At 73.2% G+C, this 14,016-nt stretch carries 14 protein-coding genes; 13 read left to right on the top strand and 1 reads right to left on the bottom strand.

The window, feature by feature from the left end:
* Positions 1-6: 6 nt before the first annotated feature.
* From ASG04_RS05000 to ASG04_RS04975, 6 genes are all read left to right on the top strand, one after another.
* Positions 7-2,733, top strand: a complete 2,727-nt coding sequence (locus tag ASG04_RS05000; RefSeq protein WP_056121093.1) for a helix-turn-helix transcriptional regulator — start codon at positions 7-9, stop codon at positions 2,731-2,733.
* A 135-nt stretch (positions 2,734-2,868) separates the two neighbouring features.
* Positions 2,869-3,585: an alpha/beta fold hydrolase gene (locus tag ASG04_RS04995; RefSeq protein WP_056121091.1), complete on the top strand. Its 717-nt coding sequence runs from the start codon at positions 2,869-2,871 to the stop codon at positions 3,583-3,585.
* 49 nt (positions 3,586-3,634) lie between these two features.
* The gene (locus ASG04_RS04990; RefSeq protein ID WP_056121089.1) at positions 3,635-4,471 is read left to right on the top strand and encodes an alpha/beta fold hydrolase; all 837 of its coding nucleotides are present in this window, start codon (positions 3,635-3,637) and stop codon (positions 4,469-4,471) included.
* Between the two features lie 128 nt (positions 4,472-4,599).
* Positions 4,600-5,457: an alpha/beta hydrolase gene (locus tag ASG04_RS04985; RefSeq protein ID WP_056121087.1), complete on the top strand. Its 858-nt coding sequence runs from the start codon at positions 4,600-4,602 to the stop codon at positions 5,455-5,457.
* A gap of 43 nt (positions 5,458-5,500) precedes the next feature.
* Positions 5,501-6,088, top strand: coding sequence for an AAA family ATPase (locus tag ASG04_RS04980; protein WP_414835819.1), 588 nt, complete (start codon positions 5,501-5,503; stop codon positions 6,086-6,088).
* A gap of 9 nt (positions 6,089-6,097) precedes the next feature.
* Positions 6,098-6,994: a helix-turn-helix transcriptional regulator gene (locus ASG04_RS04975; protein ID WP_056121085.1), complete on the top strand. Its 897-nt coding sequence runs from the start codon at positions 6,098-6,100 to the stop codon at positions 6,992-6,994.
* 103 nt (positions 6,995-7,097) lie between these two features.
* On the opposite strand, the gene ASG04_RS04970 is transcribed toward ASG04_RS04975, so the two are convergent.
* Entirely contained in the window at positions 7,098-8,267 is a 1,170-nt protein-coding gene (locus ASG04_RS04970) for an FAD-dependent monooxygenase (RefSeq protein WP_056121083.1), read from the bottom strand.
* Between the two features lie 110 nt (positions 8,268-8,377).
* On the opposite strand from ASG04_RS04970, the gene ASG04_RS04965 reads away from it, so the two are divergent.
* From ASG04_RS04965 to ASG04_RS04935, 7 genes are read left to right on the top strand one after another with little or no spacing between them, the layout of a single operon-like run.
* Positions 8,378-9,037, top strand: coding sequence for a TetR/AcrR family transcriptional regulator (locus ASG04_RS04965; RefSeq protein ID WP_056121081.1), 660 nt, complete (start codon positions 8,378-8,380; stop codon positions 9,035-9,037).
* Positions 9,038-9,046: 9 nt separating this feature from the next.
* The gene (locus ASG04_RS04960) at positions 9,047-9,811 is read left to right on the top strand and encodes an SDR family oxidoreductase (protein ID WP_056121078.1); all 765 of its coding nucleotides are present in this window, start codon (positions 9,047-9,049) and stop codon (positions 9,809-9,811) included.
* Positions 9,812-9,861: 50 nt separating this feature from the next.
* On the top strand, positions 9,862-10,596 hold the full coding sequence (locus tag ASG04_RS04955; protein WP_056121076.1) for a DUF4129 domain-containing protein: 735 nt from the start codon (positions 9,862-9,864) through the stop codon (positions 10,594-10,596).
* A complete protein-coding gene (locus ASG04_RS04950; protein ID WP_162241691.1) occupies positions 10,593-11,084 on the top strand; it encodes a hypothetical protein in 492 nt (163 codons plus the stop codon). Before ASG04_RS04955 ends, ASG04_RS04950 begins: the two co-directional genes overlap by 4 nt.
* Positions 11,085-11,113: 29 nt before the next feature.
* Entirely contained in the window at positions 11,114-12,148 is a 1,035-nt protein-coding gene (locus ASG04_RS04945; protein WP_082517825.1) for an AAA family ATPase, read from the top strand.
* Complete coding sequence (locus tag ASG04_RS04940; protein ID WP_056121072.1) at positions 12,145-13,473, top strand: DUF58 domain-containing protein; 1,329 nt, start codon at positions 12,145-12,147, stop codon at positions 13,471-13,473. The genes ASG04_RS04945 and ASG04_RS04940 overlap by 4 nt, the downstream gene beginning before the upstream one ends.
* A complete protein-coding gene (locus tag ASG04_RS04935) occupies positions 13,470-14,006 on the top strand; it encodes a hypothetical protein (RefSeq protein WP_056121070.1) in 537 nt (178 codons plus the stop codon). The genes ASG04_RS04940 and ASG04_RS04935 overlap by 4 nt, the downstream gene beginning before the upstream one ends.
* Positions 14,007-14,016 lie beyond the last annotated feature (10 nt).

Below are 14,016 nucleotides of genomic sequence, written 5' to 3'. Positions count from 1 at the left end.
GTGACGATGGCGCAGCCCGTCATCGGGCGTGAGCGGGAGACGGCCGTCCTCCGGGATGCCGTCCGCGACGTCGCCGGCGGCGGATCCGCGTTCGTGGTGGACGGTGAAGCGGGCATCGGGAAGTCGTCGCTCGTCGCCGCGGTCGTCGCGGACGCGAGCAGCCACGGTCTCCGGGTCCTCACGACCACCGGCACCCTGGCCGAGTCCGCCGAGCCGTACGCCGCGCTCCACCTGCTCCTGTACCCGCTCCGGGACGGCATCGCGGACCTCCCGGCACCGCAGCGGCAGGCGTTGGAGGTGGTGTTCGGGCGCACGTCGGGCGACCAGCCCTCGCCGCTGCTCGCGGGACTCGCAGCCCTGACGTTGCTCTCCGACGCTGCCGCCGCTCATCCGCTCCTGGTCGTCGCCGAGGACCTGCACTGGGTCGACGCGCCCTCCGAGTGGGCACTCCGGATGCTGGCCCGTCGCGTCGGTGAGGACCCGGTCGTCATGGTCATGACCACGCGGGACACCGCAACTGCGCAGGACCCCGGTCTCCGACGTCTGCACCTCGCCCCGCTCGATGATTCGGCTGCCGACGAACTGCTCGACACCGTGCCGGGAGCGCCACGGGGGCCGGCGCGACGCGACCTCGTACTCCGAGCCGAGGGCAACCCGCTGGCGCTGCACGAACTCGGCCGGTCGGCATCCGGGGGACGGCCCCGAGAGCGCCCGGTCGTCGGTCGGGTCGAGCAGGAGTTCGCCGATCGGTACGCGGAGCTGGACCAGACCGTCCGGTTGGCGATCCTCGCCGTGGCACTGTCCGGCGGGACCAGCGCAGAGGAGGCGGCCCGGGTCGCCGCACGGGCCATCGGGCGGTTCCCGACGCCGACGTGGACCGAGCAGGCCTCGGCGTCGTCGCTGCTCGAGTGGGTCGCGCCACGTGGGATCCACTTCCGGCATCCGCTCGTGCAGTCGGCAGTCCTGTCGGCGTCGTCACCGACGGAGCGGACCGCGGTCCTGCGGTCCCTCGTGCTCGAGCACGAGGACGACCCGGCGCGCACGGTATGGTGGCGCGCCGAGCTCGCCACCGGTCACGACGATCCCCTGGCCGAGGAGATCACCGCGCTCGGCGTCGGACGGACGGCGATGTCCGACCCCCTCGTCGCGAGCCGGGCGTACGAACGAGCGGCCGAGCTCTCGTCGGACGTCGCCGCGCGGGTCGAGCGGCGCATCGTCGCGGCCGAGCTCGCGGGGCTGTCCGGCCGGGTGTCGGAAGCGGCGCTCCTCGTGCAGCGAGCGCGCGAGGAGGCCCCGGACCCGCTGCTCGCGGCGCGCGCGGCCTGGGTCGCCGAGACCCTGCCGACCGGCCGGACGGGGCTCGCCCTGGGCGACCTCGGCCCGGCGCTCCACGCCGTGTCCGCGATGCAGGCAGCTGGCGGGGTCGAACACGCCACCGCCGCGTTGCTGCACCTGGCCGCGATCGCCTGGGACCACACCACCGAGGCGGACCCCGGCGACCCCATGCTCGTCGTCGTCGAGGCCCTCGGGCTCCCGGACGACGACCCGCGGTCGATCCTGCTGGCGGCCCGGACCGAGCCGGTGGCCCGGGGCGACCAGGTCATGGAACGTGCACTCGCCGCGGCACCGCACGCCGACGACGAGGAGTCCGCCTGGCTGCTCGGCTACGCCCTCAACCTGGTCGGGGAGATCGAGACCGCCCGTGTCCTGCTCGACCGAGCCCTCGCGAGCATGCAGGCACGCGGGGAGCTGCGGACGTTCCCCCAGGCGCTCATGGGGACCTCCTTCACCACCTCGCTCGCCGGGGACGTCGCACGGGCGCGCGCCCTCGCGGGACAGGCCGTGGCGCTCGGCGGTGACCTGGGCGACCCGGGCTTCTCCGCCGCGGCGCGGTGCGCGCTCGCCTGGTTCGACGCACTCGACGGTGAACTGCCGGACCTGGAGCGGATCACCGGTGGGACCGAGGCGGGCGCGCAGGTGCTCCGCTCCAGCGCCATGCGCGCGACGGTCCTCGGCGCCGAGGGGGCGGCGCACCTGGTCTCCGGTCGGGCGACGGAGGCCCTGGAGCGCCTCCGGTGCCTGCTCGACCCCGACCACGACGCCCACAACCCGTCGTTCGCCGTGCTGACCTCCCACGACTTCGTCGACGCCGCACTGGAGTCGGGCAACCGGGCGGACGCCGAGCAGCGGTTGGTGGACCTCGAGGGGCTCCACGCGCGCTGGCACACGCCCATGGTGCGGACGGCGGTCGACTACGCCCGGCTCGCACTCATCGCCGACGACGAACTCGAGTCGGCATGGGCGACCCTGCAGCACGAGCGCTGGCCGATGCCCTACCTGCAGGCCCGCGCGCTCCTCCGACTCGGGCGCCGCCTGCGTCGGGCCGGCCGGAACGACGTCGCCCGCGCCGCACTCCACGCCGCCCACGACCGGTTCCGGGCGATGCCCGCGCCGGCATGGGAGGAGCACACGCGCGACGCCCTCCGGGCCACCGGGGAGCGCCTGCCGACGGCCGGGCGCCGCAGCGTCGAGCTGCTGACCCCGCAGGAGTTCCGCGTCTGCACGCTCGCGGCGCGGGGCATGAGCAACCGGGCCATCGGCGAGCACCTCTTCGTCTCGCCCCGGACGGTGGGTGCGCACCTCTACGCCGCGTTCCAGAAGCTCGGGATCTCGACCCGGCAGCAGCTGCCGGCAGTCCTCGCGACCGACGGCGGGCAGGCGGCGGACGACTAGGTCATCCAGCGGCAGATCTCGGTCACCACGACCGATGTGCACCGGTGGTGCCGGTCCGTACCGTCACGAGCGGACCGACACCCACCCACCGACGCAGGTCCGGGCCACCGGCTCCGGACCAGGAAGGACCGCGCCATGCCCGGATCCCCCACCATCGTCCTCGTCCACGGGGCGTTCGCCGACGCCTCCAGCTGGGCTCCCGTCACGAGGCTCCTGCTCGACCAGGGCCACCAGGTCCTCGTCCCGCCGGTGTTCAACCGCAGCCTGTCCGGCGACGCGGCGTACATCCGGTCGTTCGTCGAGCAGATCGACGGACCGGTCCTGCTCGCCGGGCACTCCTACGGAGGTGCGATCCTCACGGTCGCCGGCGTCGCGGAGAACGTCGTCGGCCTGGTGTTCGTCGCCGCGTACGCACTCGAGGAGGGTGAGAGCCTCGGTGCGCTCCAGGGCGGCTTCCCCGACAGCGACCTCGCCGCGGCCCTCGTGTACTCGCCGTACCCGGTCGACGGCGCCGAACCCGGCACGGACGTCTCCGTTGCCGTCGACCGCTTCCCGGCGGTCTTCGCGGGCGGCCTCGACCCGGCGCGCGCGGAGGTCCTCGCGGTCTCGCAGCGTCCGCTGTCCGCGGTCGCGTTCGGCGAGCCGGCCTCCGCGGCAGCGTGGAAGACGAAGCCGTCCTGGGGCATCGTCTCGAGCGCCGACCACACCATCAACCCGGACGTCGAGCGCTTCGGCTACCAGCGGGCCGGGGTCCGCAGGGTCGTCGAGCTCGATGCGCCGCACCTGGTGATGCAGACCCACCCCGCCGAGGTCGCAGCGGTCATCACCGACGCGATCACCGAACTCGGCTGACCCCGCACCACACCGATCCAGACCCGACGACCATCCAGAGGAGAACGACATGGGATTCGTGACCACCGACGACGGTGCAGAGATCTACTTCAAGGACTGGGGCAGCCCCGACGGCCAGCCGATCGTGTTCCACCACGGGTGGCCGCTGTCGTCCGACGACTGGGACGCGCAGATGCTGTACTTCCTGGCCGAGGGGTTCCGCGTGGTCGCCTCGGACCGACGGGGCCACGGGCGCTCGTCGCAGATCGGCACCGGGCACGACATGGACCACTACGCCAGCGACGTCTCGGCCGTCGTCGAGCACCTCGACCTGCACGACGCCGTCCACGTCGGCCACTCGACCGGCGGTGGCCAGGTCGCCCGCTACGTCGCCCGGTACGGCCAGCCGCAGGGCCGGGTCGCCAAGGCCGTCCTCGTGTCCGCTGTCCCGCCGCTCATGGTCAAGACCGAGGCCAACCCCGAGGGCACCGACATCTCCGTGTTCGACGGGTTCCGGCAGGCGCTGGCCGCCAACCGCGCGGAGTTCTTCCAGGCGGTGGCGTCCGGCCCGTTCTACGGCTTCAACCGTCCGGGCGCGACGACGTCGCAGCCGGTGGTCGACAACTGGTGGCGACAGGGCATGACGGGCAGCGCGCTCGCGCACTACGAGGGCATCAAGGCGTTCTCGGAGACGGACCAGACCGAGGACCTGCAGGCCATCACCGTGCCCGTCCTGGTCCTGCAGGGCGACGATGACCAGGTGGTGCCGTACAAGGACGCCTCCCTGAAGCAGGCGGAACTCCTCAGCGACGCGACGCTCAAGGTCTACGAGGGCTACCCGCACGGCATGCTGACCACGCACGCCGACGTCATCAACCCCGACATCCTGGCGTTCATCCGCGGCTGACGTGGACGACGCTGCGTCCGCAGCGGACCGGACTGGAGGCCCGGTGCGGGTGAGCTGACCGGCTCACCCGCACCGGGCCTCCAGTCCGTCACTGCACCGCCCCCGCGACCGCTGGGTACAGTCGGGCCGTGTCCCCGACGGTGCCGTTCGCTCATCTCCCGATCGCGCAGCAGGACGTGTCGTACGCGTACGGGCCCGACTCCGAGGTCCGGGTCGACGTGCCGGCCGGCACGATCGAGGAACTCCGGTTCGACGCGAGCGACCGGTTCCCCGGCACCGTGCGGACGGTGTGGGTGCACCGGCCCGCCGGCCATTCCGCGGCGGTCGAGAGCGCCGTCATGGTGTTCAACGACGGCTGGTGGTACCTCGATCCCGACGGCGCCGTCCGGGGCGGGACGGTGCTGGACAACCTCGCCGCGGCCGGAGACGTCCAGCAGATGATCGGCGTGTTCGTCGACCCCGGTGTGATCGACGTCGACGGGGTCCAGACCAAGCACCGCAATGCCGAGTACGACGCCTTCGACGACCGCTACGCCGGGTTCCTGCTGGACGAGGTCCTGCCGGCCGTCGCGTCACGCTGGCGCATCGCGAGCGACCCGATGCTGCGCGGGATCTGCGGGGGGAGCAGCGGTGGCAACGCCGCGCTCACGGCGGCGTGGACCCGTCCCGACGGATTCGGACGGGTCATCGCGTTCAACCCGAGCTTCGCGCAGATGCCGGGCGGGAACCCCTACCCGACGCTGCTCGCCTCAGTGCCACATCGCCCCACACGCGTGTTCCTGCACGCGGCGAACCGGGACCTGCACTGGGACCAGCCGGAGGAGAACTGGTTCGCCGAGAGCCTTGACACCGCGTCCGCCCTCGCGCGGGCCGGCTGGGACTTCCGCCTGGTCGTCGGGGACGGCGGCCACTCACCGAACCACGGCGGCGTCCTGCTGCCCGACGCGCTGCGGTGGCTCTGGTCGAGCGGAGCGACCCGTGGTTGAGATCACGGACCAGGCCACAGGCGTCGGTACCGTCCCCTGGATCGTGACCGGGATGCCAGGGTCCGGCAAGTCGACGGTGACCCGCGCGCTGGCTGCGGCGCTCCCGCGTGCCGCGCGGATCGCGGCGGACGACCTCAACGCCATGATCGTGTCCGGCGCGGTGTGGCCGCTGGGGCACCCCGCTGAGGAAGCGGCACGCCAGGTCGAGCTCTGCCACCGGAACACCGGGTCGCTCGCCCACAACTTCGCGGCGAGCGGCTTCACGCCGATCATCGACGTCGTCCTGCCCGACGGGGACCACCTCGACCGACTGGTCCGGCAGCTCCCGCAGCAGCGCGCCCGGCTCGTCGTCCTCGCGCCCGGCGAAGCAGCCTGTCGTGCCCGCAACGACGGACGGAGCGTGGACGAGCGGTTCGCGTTCGACGGGTACGGCGAGCTGGACGCGACGATGCGCGCCGGCTTCGGCGATCGGGGACAGTGGATCGACAGCGTCGACCTCACCGTCGAGGCGACCGTGCGCGCGATCCTCCGGGCTCCCACCGTCGTCGCGTTCGACCGCGATCGCGGTGGGCGGGAGACCGGTCCTCGGGTGTCCTGGCAGAGCATCCCTCGTTCCCACCTCGACTCGTAGGGTCGGCTCATGAGCACGAACCGCGACGACGTCAAGGACTTCCTCGTCAGCCGCCGTGCCCGGGTGCGTCCGGAACACGTCGGCCTGCCGGCGGGACCGAACCGTCGGGTCGCCGGGCTGCGCCGCGGCGAGGTCGCGGTGCTCGCCGACGTCAGCGTGGAGTACTACTCCCGACTCGAGCGCGGCAACCTCTCCGGGGTCTCCGACAGCGTGCTGCATGCCATCGCGGACGCGCTGCTGCTCGACGACGCCGAACGCGACCACCTGTTCGACCTCGCCCGCGCCGCGAACGCCTCCCCGGTGCGCGGCCTCCGACGCTCCACCACGCCGAAGACGCTCCGCATCGGCCTGCAGTACGCCCTCGATGCCTTCACGGGCGGACCGGCATTCATCCGGAACGACCGGCTCGACATCCTGGGCGCGAACGCGCTGGGGCGGGCCCTGTACGCCGACCTCTTCCGCAGGGCAGCACGCCCCAACCTGGCCCGCGCCGCGTTCCTCGACCGCGAGTGGGCCGACGCGTTCTACCCGAACTGGGACCTCGCCGCCGACCAGAGCGTCGCGATCCTCCGCGCCGCCGCCGGCCACGACCCCCACGACCGGGACCTGCAGGACCTGATCGGCGAGCTCTCGACGCTGAGCCCGGAGTTCCGGGCGAAGTGGGGCGCGCACGACGTCCGCCGGCACGCCACCGGGGAGAAGCACTTCGTGCACCCGGTCGTCGGTGCGCTCGACCTGTTCTTCGAGGGCTCGCGGCTGATGAGCGACCCGAGCCTGAGCTTCCTCGTCTACACGGCGGAGCCCGGCTCACCGACCGCGGACGCGCTCCGGCTGCTCGGGTCCCTGGACGCCACCGACCGACAGGCGGCCGAGGCCGACGACAGCAGGGCGCACGCGGACACGTGATCCCGGGCCGCGGTCGCGACAACCTGTCGGACGGGAGGCCCGGTGCCAGCTGGAACCGGGCCTCCCGTTCGACACATGGTCCGGACCTGCGTCGCGGCTGGCGTCAGACCGCCGGCATCTCCCCGAGGAGTTGCGCGTTGCGCGCTGCGATCGCCTCGGCGGTGTCCGGGAAGATCATCGGCAGCCCGAACTGCTCGGTCTCCGTCTGGATCTTCTCGGCGGTCGGTCGGAACGCGCGCTCGTACTCCGCGAAGGCGCGCTCGATGTCACCGTCGGTGGCGAGGAACGCGTCGTACAGGGCCGTCGCGCCCAGGATCGCGACCGAGCCGCCCATCCCGGCCGCCGGGGACGGGCAGTACGCCGCGTCGCCGACGAGCGCGACCCGGCCGGAGGACCACCGCGGCAGCCGGTTCTGGCTGAGCTTGTCGAAGTAGAAGTTGTCGGCGGTGAGCGCCCGCTCGACCAGCCCGGTGAAGGGCTCGCCCGCGTCGGCGAACCGCTCGCGGATGATCTGCTTCTGCTGGTCGACGTCGTGGTGGTCGTACGGGATCTCGTGGTCGGCGTAGAACACGAAGACGACGTCGGTGGTGTCCTCGTAGGAGTTGAGCAGCAGCGTCCGTCCCGGGGTGTTCTGGATCCGTGAGGTCCACGGCGGGATCACCGTGCCGTCCACGATCGTGACGGACGTGTAGTGGTGCAGGAAGTGGCTGTGGTCCGCCTCGGGCCCGAACCGGAGTCGACGCACGCCGGAGTGGTTGCCGTCGCAGCCGAGCACCATCGTGAAGTCCCGGGTCGCTCCGGTGCGGAACGCCGCGCGGACGCCGCCGGGGACATCGGTGAGTTCGGTGATCGCGTCGTCGAAGACCACCTCGACGGTGCCCTCGGCCTCGGCCCACAGCACGGCCAGCAGGTCGTCGCGGTGGACCTCGACGTCGTCGTACCGGTGTACCTCGTAGTCGTCGATGACGAGCGTCCCGCTCGTGTCCTCCGGTTCCATCGCGGCGATCGGTGTGCCGTCGACGTCCGCGAACTCGGTCCGGCGCGGCGGGAGGGCCTTCGCGCGCACGGCGGGGAGCACCCCCATGCGGTCGAAGATCGTCATCGCGTCGTTCCGCAGGTCGACGGGTGTGCCGCCCTTGCGCAGTCCGGGGGCGTTCTCGACGACGGTGACCCGGTAGCCCAGGCGCTGCATCCAGATCGCCGTCGTGAGGCCGGCGAAGCTCGCTCCGGAGACGAGCACCGTCCCAGGCTGGTCGTTCGTGGTGGTGTCCATGCCGTGCTCGCTTCCCACCCGGTCATCGGGTGATTCTTGTAGTGACTCCAACTTGCTGGACGGTACCACGGAAAGTTGGAGTGACCACAAGTTCGTGCGAGGATCGTCCCATGACGACGGCGACCAGCCTGCGCGAGCGGAAGAAGCAGGAGACACGAGGACGTCTGGCGACGGTCGCAGCCCGGCTGTTCGCGGAGCACGGCTACGACGCCGTGTCGATGTCCGACGTCGCGCGGGCGGCGGGCGTCGCCGACCAGACGGTCTACAACTACTTCCCGACCAAGCCCGACCTGGTCCTCGACCGGGCCGACCAGATGCTCGAACGGTCGTGTCGCGCGGTTGCCGAGCGGGATCCGGCACTGACGCCGGCCGATGCACTCCGGGACCAGGTGCACGACGACATCGACCGGTTCCTCGCCCGGGACCCGTTCCTGGCACGCGGTGAGTACCCGACACAGTCCGTGGTGAGCGACGCGCTCCGCCGCTACGCGCTGCAGTTCCGGCACGCCCAAGCGGCGGCGATCGCGGCGACCATCCGCGAGACCGACCCGGAGATCAACGAGCTCGTCGCCCTGGCGCACGCGACCGTCCTGGTCACGGTGATCCAGACCGTCACCGACCGGATCGGCGCGGTCGAGCTGTCCGACGCCGACCTGCCGGCGCTCGCCCGCGAACTCCACGAGGACGCCGAGGCCACGCTCGCCGACGCGGCCGAGAACTTCCGGGCGACGAAGGCGCGTGCCGTCGCAGGGGCTCGACGGCCGCGGTAGCGTGCGCTCGTGACTGACAGCAACGGACCCGGACCGCACCCGAAGGTCGCCGTCGTGACGGGCGGTGGCAGCGGCATCGGCAGGTCCGCGGCGCTCGCCCTGGCGGAGGACGGATGGACGGTCGTCATCGCCGGCCGCCGCACCGCTCCGCTCGACGAGGTCGCCGCGGGCTCGACCCGGATCGTCCCGATCGTCGCGGACGTCTCCGTCGAGGCCGATGTCGACGCCTTGTTCGACCAGACCGTGGAGCGCTTCGACCGCGTCGACCTGCTCTTCAACAACGCCGGTGTCGGCGCACCCGCCACGCAGTTCGACGAGCTGACCCTGGAGACGTGGAACACCGTGATGGCGACGACGCTGACCGGCTCGTTCCTGTGCGCCCGTGCGGCGTTCCGGGTGATGCGGTCGCAGGACCCGCAGGGCGGCCGGATCATCAACAACGGTTCGATCTCCGCGCACGCACCGCGACCGCTCTCGGCGCCGTACACGGTGGCGAAACACGCCGTGGCCGGTCTCACGAAACAGCTCCAGCTCGACGGACGACCATTCGGCATCGCGTGCGGCCAGATCGACATCGGCAACGCGGTCACCCCGATGACCGCGGGCGGCGGGGGCGGGACGCTGCAGGCCGACGGCTCGGTTCGGCCCGAAGCGACGATCGACGTCGCCGAGACCGGCCGCGCTGTCCGCTACATGGCCGGCCTGCCGGACGGGGTGAACGTGCCGAACCTGACGATCATGCCGACCACGATGCCGTTCGTCGGACGCGGCTGACTGGTCCGGACCCGGGGCGGCCCGACGGGGCCTCGGGGTAGCGTGGCGCCATGGCGAACGACGACGGTCCGCATCGCGGGGGCTTCCCGTTCGTCCCGGTCGTCGCCTTCGCACTCGGCGGCCTCGTCGTCGTCGCAGCGGCACTCGGCGCACGGCCCGTCATGACCGGCGCCCGGTGGTCCCCGCCCATCGGCCAGGCCACGGCACCCCCGCCGCTCCGGGTCACCTCGGACCAGGCCACCGTCGCGCCGCAGCGGTCCGGTACGCAGGCGGCGCAGCACGTCGACACCTCGTGGCTCCTCGTCGTCGCCGCGGTCGTCGTCGCCGTGCTCGTGGTCCTGGCGGTGCTGTACGTCCTGCGCCACCGGCGCCGCCGTGCTCGCCCGGAGCGGATCGACGTCGCCGGACTCGCTGTCGACGTGACGGCCGATCCCACGGCCGAGGTCGGGCTGCAGCACATCCGCCGTGGCCTCGCCCGTGCGCTCGCGGTGCTGTCCCACCCGCGCGACCCGTCCGACGCCGTCACCGCGGCGTGGGTCGGGCTGCAGGAGTCCGCGGAGGACGCCGGGTTCCAGCGAGGCTCCGCCGAGACGCCGACCGAGTTCACCACGCGCATCCTCCGGCAGCTCGACGTCGACGAGACCGCCCTCGGCACCCTCCGTCGGTGCTACCTGGCGGTGCGGTTCGGCGGCGCACCGGCCAACGAGGCGGACGTCGACGCGGTCCGCGCCGCCCTGCGCACGCTGGAGCGGCAGTGGGCCGCGGCACCGACGGGCCGATCGTGAAGGCCCGCGTCACCGGCGTCGTGGTGGTCGCCGTGGTGGCGGCCGGCATCGTCTGGTTCTTCGGTGTCGGCGTCGCGCTGTCCCTCGCCGTCGGAGGCGTGTTCGCCGCGGTGGGGCTGACGTGGACCGCGGTCCGTGACGGTCCCTCGTTGGCCTGGCCCGTGCCTCCCGTCCGGTCCGCACCCGGCGCCCGACGCGACCTCTCCGAGATCGCCTGGACGCTCCGGTCCCACGGCGGCGTGCCGGAGCGGGCGCTCGGTCGCGTCCGCGCGGTCGCACGGCACCGCCTCCGCACGCTCCACCGACTCGACCTGGACGACCCGGACGACCGCACCGCGATCGAGACGCTCCTGCCGCCGGCCGTCGTCGCCGTGCTGCGGAGCGAACGGCGGCCCGAGCTCGACCTCGCCGCCTTCGGCTCCGTCCTGACCGCCGTCGAGGCACTCGCCCCCGACACCGACCGCACCGCGACCGAGAGGCAGCCGTGACCGTGACCCAGCCCGAGACCGGGCCCCCTATGCCCATCGCCGACGTCGCCGCACGAGCGCGTGACGTCCTCGACACCGTCGGCGCCGTCGTCGTCGGGATGCGCGAGCCGCTCGCCCTGGCGTTCGCGAGCATCCTGGCGGGTGGCCACGTGCTCTTCGAGGACGTCCCCGGTCTCGGCAAGACCCTCGCCGCGCGCAGCCTGGCCGCGGCGTGCGGACTCGACTTCCGCCGCCTCCAGTGCACCCCGGACCTGCTGCCCGCCGACATCACCGGGTCGTTCGTCTACGCCCCGGCCACGGCCGAGTTCGTCTTCCGGCCGGGACCCGTCTTCACCGGGATGTTCCTGGCCGACGAGATCAACCGGACGTCGCCGAAGACGCAGTCCGCGCTGCTCGAGGCGATGGCGGAGGGGCAGGTCACCGTCGAGGGCGAGGGCTTCCCGCTCCCGCGGCCGTTCCACGTCATCGCGACGTCGAACCCGATCGAGTACGAGGGCACGTACGCCCTGCCGGAAGCCCAGCTCGACCGCTTCATGGTGCGGCTCTCCGTCGGGTACCCGTCCCGCGACGGCGAACACCGCGTGCTGCTCAACCGGATCGCCCGACGGCACGAGGTCGCCGAGGTCCCGGCCGTCGTCAGCGCCCCCGAGATGCTGCGCATGCAGGCGAGCGTCGAGGGCGTGCACGTCGACGAGGACATCGCCCTGTACTGCGTCGACCTCGCGGGTGCGACGCGGACCCACCGTGACGTGCAGGTCGGGGCGTCGCCGCGCGGAGCGCAGGCGCTCATGCTCGTGGGTCGCGCACGCGCGGTCATGGACGGGCGGGACTTCGTCACCCCGGAGGACGTCAAGACCGCCGCGGTCGCGGTGCTCGCCCACCGGATCTCGCTGACGCCGCAGGCGTGGGCGAACGGGGTGGACCCGGCCGGGATCGTCCGGGGGATCGTCGCGCAGGTGGCCGGGCCTCCGGTGGTGGGCGCCGGCACGTCCGGTGCTCCCGGTGCTTCCGGCGCGTCCGGTGCTTCCGGTGCTTCCGGTGCTTCCGGCATGGAGGCTCGGTGAGCGTTCCCGACCCGGCTCCCGCCCGCCCCGCGGCCGGGCCCGACGTCACACCGTTCTGGGTGCGCAGTCCCGCGCTGGTGTTCGGGGTCGCCGGCGGCGTGTTCCTCGCCGGCCTCGCGCTGGTGCTGGGGCGCCCCGAGCTCGCCGTGGTGGCGCTCCCGGTGCTCGTGACCGCCGGGTTCGGTGCGGGTCGGCGTCTCGGCGGCGAGCAGGTCCGGGTGGTCACGACGCTCGCCCCGTCCGACTCGGGTCGCGGGGTCGGGTACCGGACGCAGGTGACCCTGCCGCCGTCCGCCGAGGCCCTCGCCCTCGAACTCCGCGTGGCGGGTGACCGACGGCACGTCGTCGTGGTCGATCGCCGGACCGCGGCGCAGCTCGCCGGCACCGTCCCGGTCTCGCACTCCGGACCACAGGAGATCCTGCGGACGCACCTCTCGCTCCTCGAACGCGGCGGCACCGCGGTCTCGGTGCCGGCGGAGGGCCCGATCCGGTCGGCGGTCGTCCCCCCGCCGCACCTGCGCATGCAGCACCTACCGATGCCGCGCCGTGTCACGGGCATCACCGGCGCGCACGACTCCGCGCGACCCGGCGACGGCGGCGAGTTCCGCGACGTCGCCCTGTTCGCGCCCGGGGACCGTCTGCGACGCATCGACTGGCGGCGCACCGCACGGCGTGCCGAGCGGCCCGGGGACCTGTACGTGCGGCGCACCTTCGCCACCGCTGACGCGCTCGTCGTCCTGGTCATCGACGGCCGCGACGACCTCGCCGCCGACGTCACGACGTGGGGCGGCTCCCGCCACGACACGTCCGAGGCGACGTCCCTCGACGTCGCCCGCGAGGCTGCCGTCTCCCTCGCGACCGCGTACATCGGCGCCGGTGACCGGGTCGGTCTGCGCTCCCTGGCCGGCACCGCGCGCTCCGTCGAACCCGGCGGCGGCACACGGCACCTGGAGCGGCTCCGCTCGACGATCGCCTCGGTCATCCCGACCGGCGACGCGACGACGGCAGCGCGGATGCCCCTCGTGCCGGCCGCGTCGCTCGTGGTCGTCCTGTCGACGTTCCTCGACGACCAGGCCGCGACGATGGCGATGACGTGGGCGGCCACCGGGCACCGGGTCGTCGCGGTGGACGTCCTCCCGACCCCGGACGTGACAAGGGTCAGCAAGCAGGAGCGCACCGCGTTCCGGCTCATCGCGCTCGAGCGCCAGGACCGGCTCGCCGAGATGGCGGCCACCGGTGTCGAGCAGATCCGTTGGCAGACCGGCGACGGCGACTCCCCGGCCGTGCAGCTGCGGCTGCTCAGTCGTCCTCGGCGGGCCGGATGAGCGTCGGCTCGCGCGCGGAACGGACCGGGTCGCCGGCGATCGGGCCGGCGGTCCCCGCATGGTCGATCGGGGCACTCGGCCTGGTCGCGGGGCTCGTCGGGTCGGTCGTCGTGATCGGGGCGAGCGGGTGGCTCGTCATCGCGGCCGTCCTCGCCGTGGCCGCCGCCGTCCTGCCCCGCGGTCCGTTCGCCGCCCTGCTCGTGGTGCAGCTCGCGATCGCCGGGATCGGCGGGTCGAACCTGGCCGTGCTCGTCCTCACGACGCACCTGGTCCTCGCCACGAGCTTGCTCTGGGCGTGGACGCCCCGGACCGCCCGGGTGCAGCTCCGGGCGCTCGTGCCGTCGGCGCTGCGGTTCGTCGTGGTGCAGGTCGGGGTGCAGGCGGTGGCGTTCGTGGTGGTCGGGTTGTTCGGCGACGCCGGGCCGGTCGGAGGCGTCTGGCTGGCGGTCGCAGGCGCGGTCGGGCTCCTCGCACTGGCGCTCGGGTTGTTCGTGCCGCGGTTGCTGCACGCCGGGGACGACACCGGGCGCTGAGCCGCGGTTG

Origin of the sequence: Curtobacterium sp. Leaf183 (assembly GCF_001424385.1) — a bacterium.
Taxonomy (GTDB): domain Bacteria; phylum Actinomycetota; class Actinomycetes; order Actinomycetales; family Microbacteriaceae; genus Curtobacterium.
The sequence above is the reverse complement of the archived record's forward strand: the minus strand, read 5'-3'. Positions and strand labels throughout refer to the sequence as shown.

Excerpts from the sequence above, each read along its gene's own strand:
- ASG04_RS05000 (WP_056121093.1), top strand. The coding sequence starts at position 7 with ATGGCGCAGCCCGTCATCGGGCGTGAGCGGGAGACGGCCGTCCTCCGG.
- ASG04_RS04995 (WP_056121091.1), top strand. The coding sequence starts at position 2,869 with ATGCCCGGATCCCCCACCATCGTCCTCGTCCACGGGGCGTTCGCCGAC.
- ASG04_RS04990 (WP_056121089.1), top strand. The coding sequence starts at position 3,635 with ATGGGATTCGTGACCACCGACGACGGTGCAGAGATCTACTTCAAGGAC.
- ASG04_RS04975 (WP_056121085.1), top strand. The coding sequence starts at position 6,098 with ATGAGCACGAACCGCGACGACGTCAAGGACTTCCTCGTCAGCCGCCGT.
- ASG04_RS04970 (WP_056121083.1), bottom strand. The coding sequence starts at position 8,267 with ATGGACACCACCACGAACGACCAGCCTGGGACGGTGCTCGTCTCCGGA.
- ASG04_RS04965 (WP_056121081.1), top strand. The coding sequence starts at position 8,378 with ATGACGACGGCGACCAGCCTGCGCGAGCGGAAGAAGCAGGAGACACGA.
- ASG04_RS04955 (WP_056121076.1), top strand. The coding sequence starts at position 9,862 with ATGGCGAACGACGACGGTCCGCATCGCGGGGGCTTCCCGTTCGTCCCG.
- ASG04_RS04945 (WP_082517825.1), top strand. The coding sequence starts at position 11,114 with ATGCCCATCGCCGACGTCGCCGCACGAGCGCGTGACGTCCTCGACACC.
- ASG04_RS04935 (WP_056121070.1), top strand. The coding sequence starts at position 13,470 with ATGAGCGTCGGCTCGCGCGCGGAACGGACCGGGTCGCCGGCGATCGGG.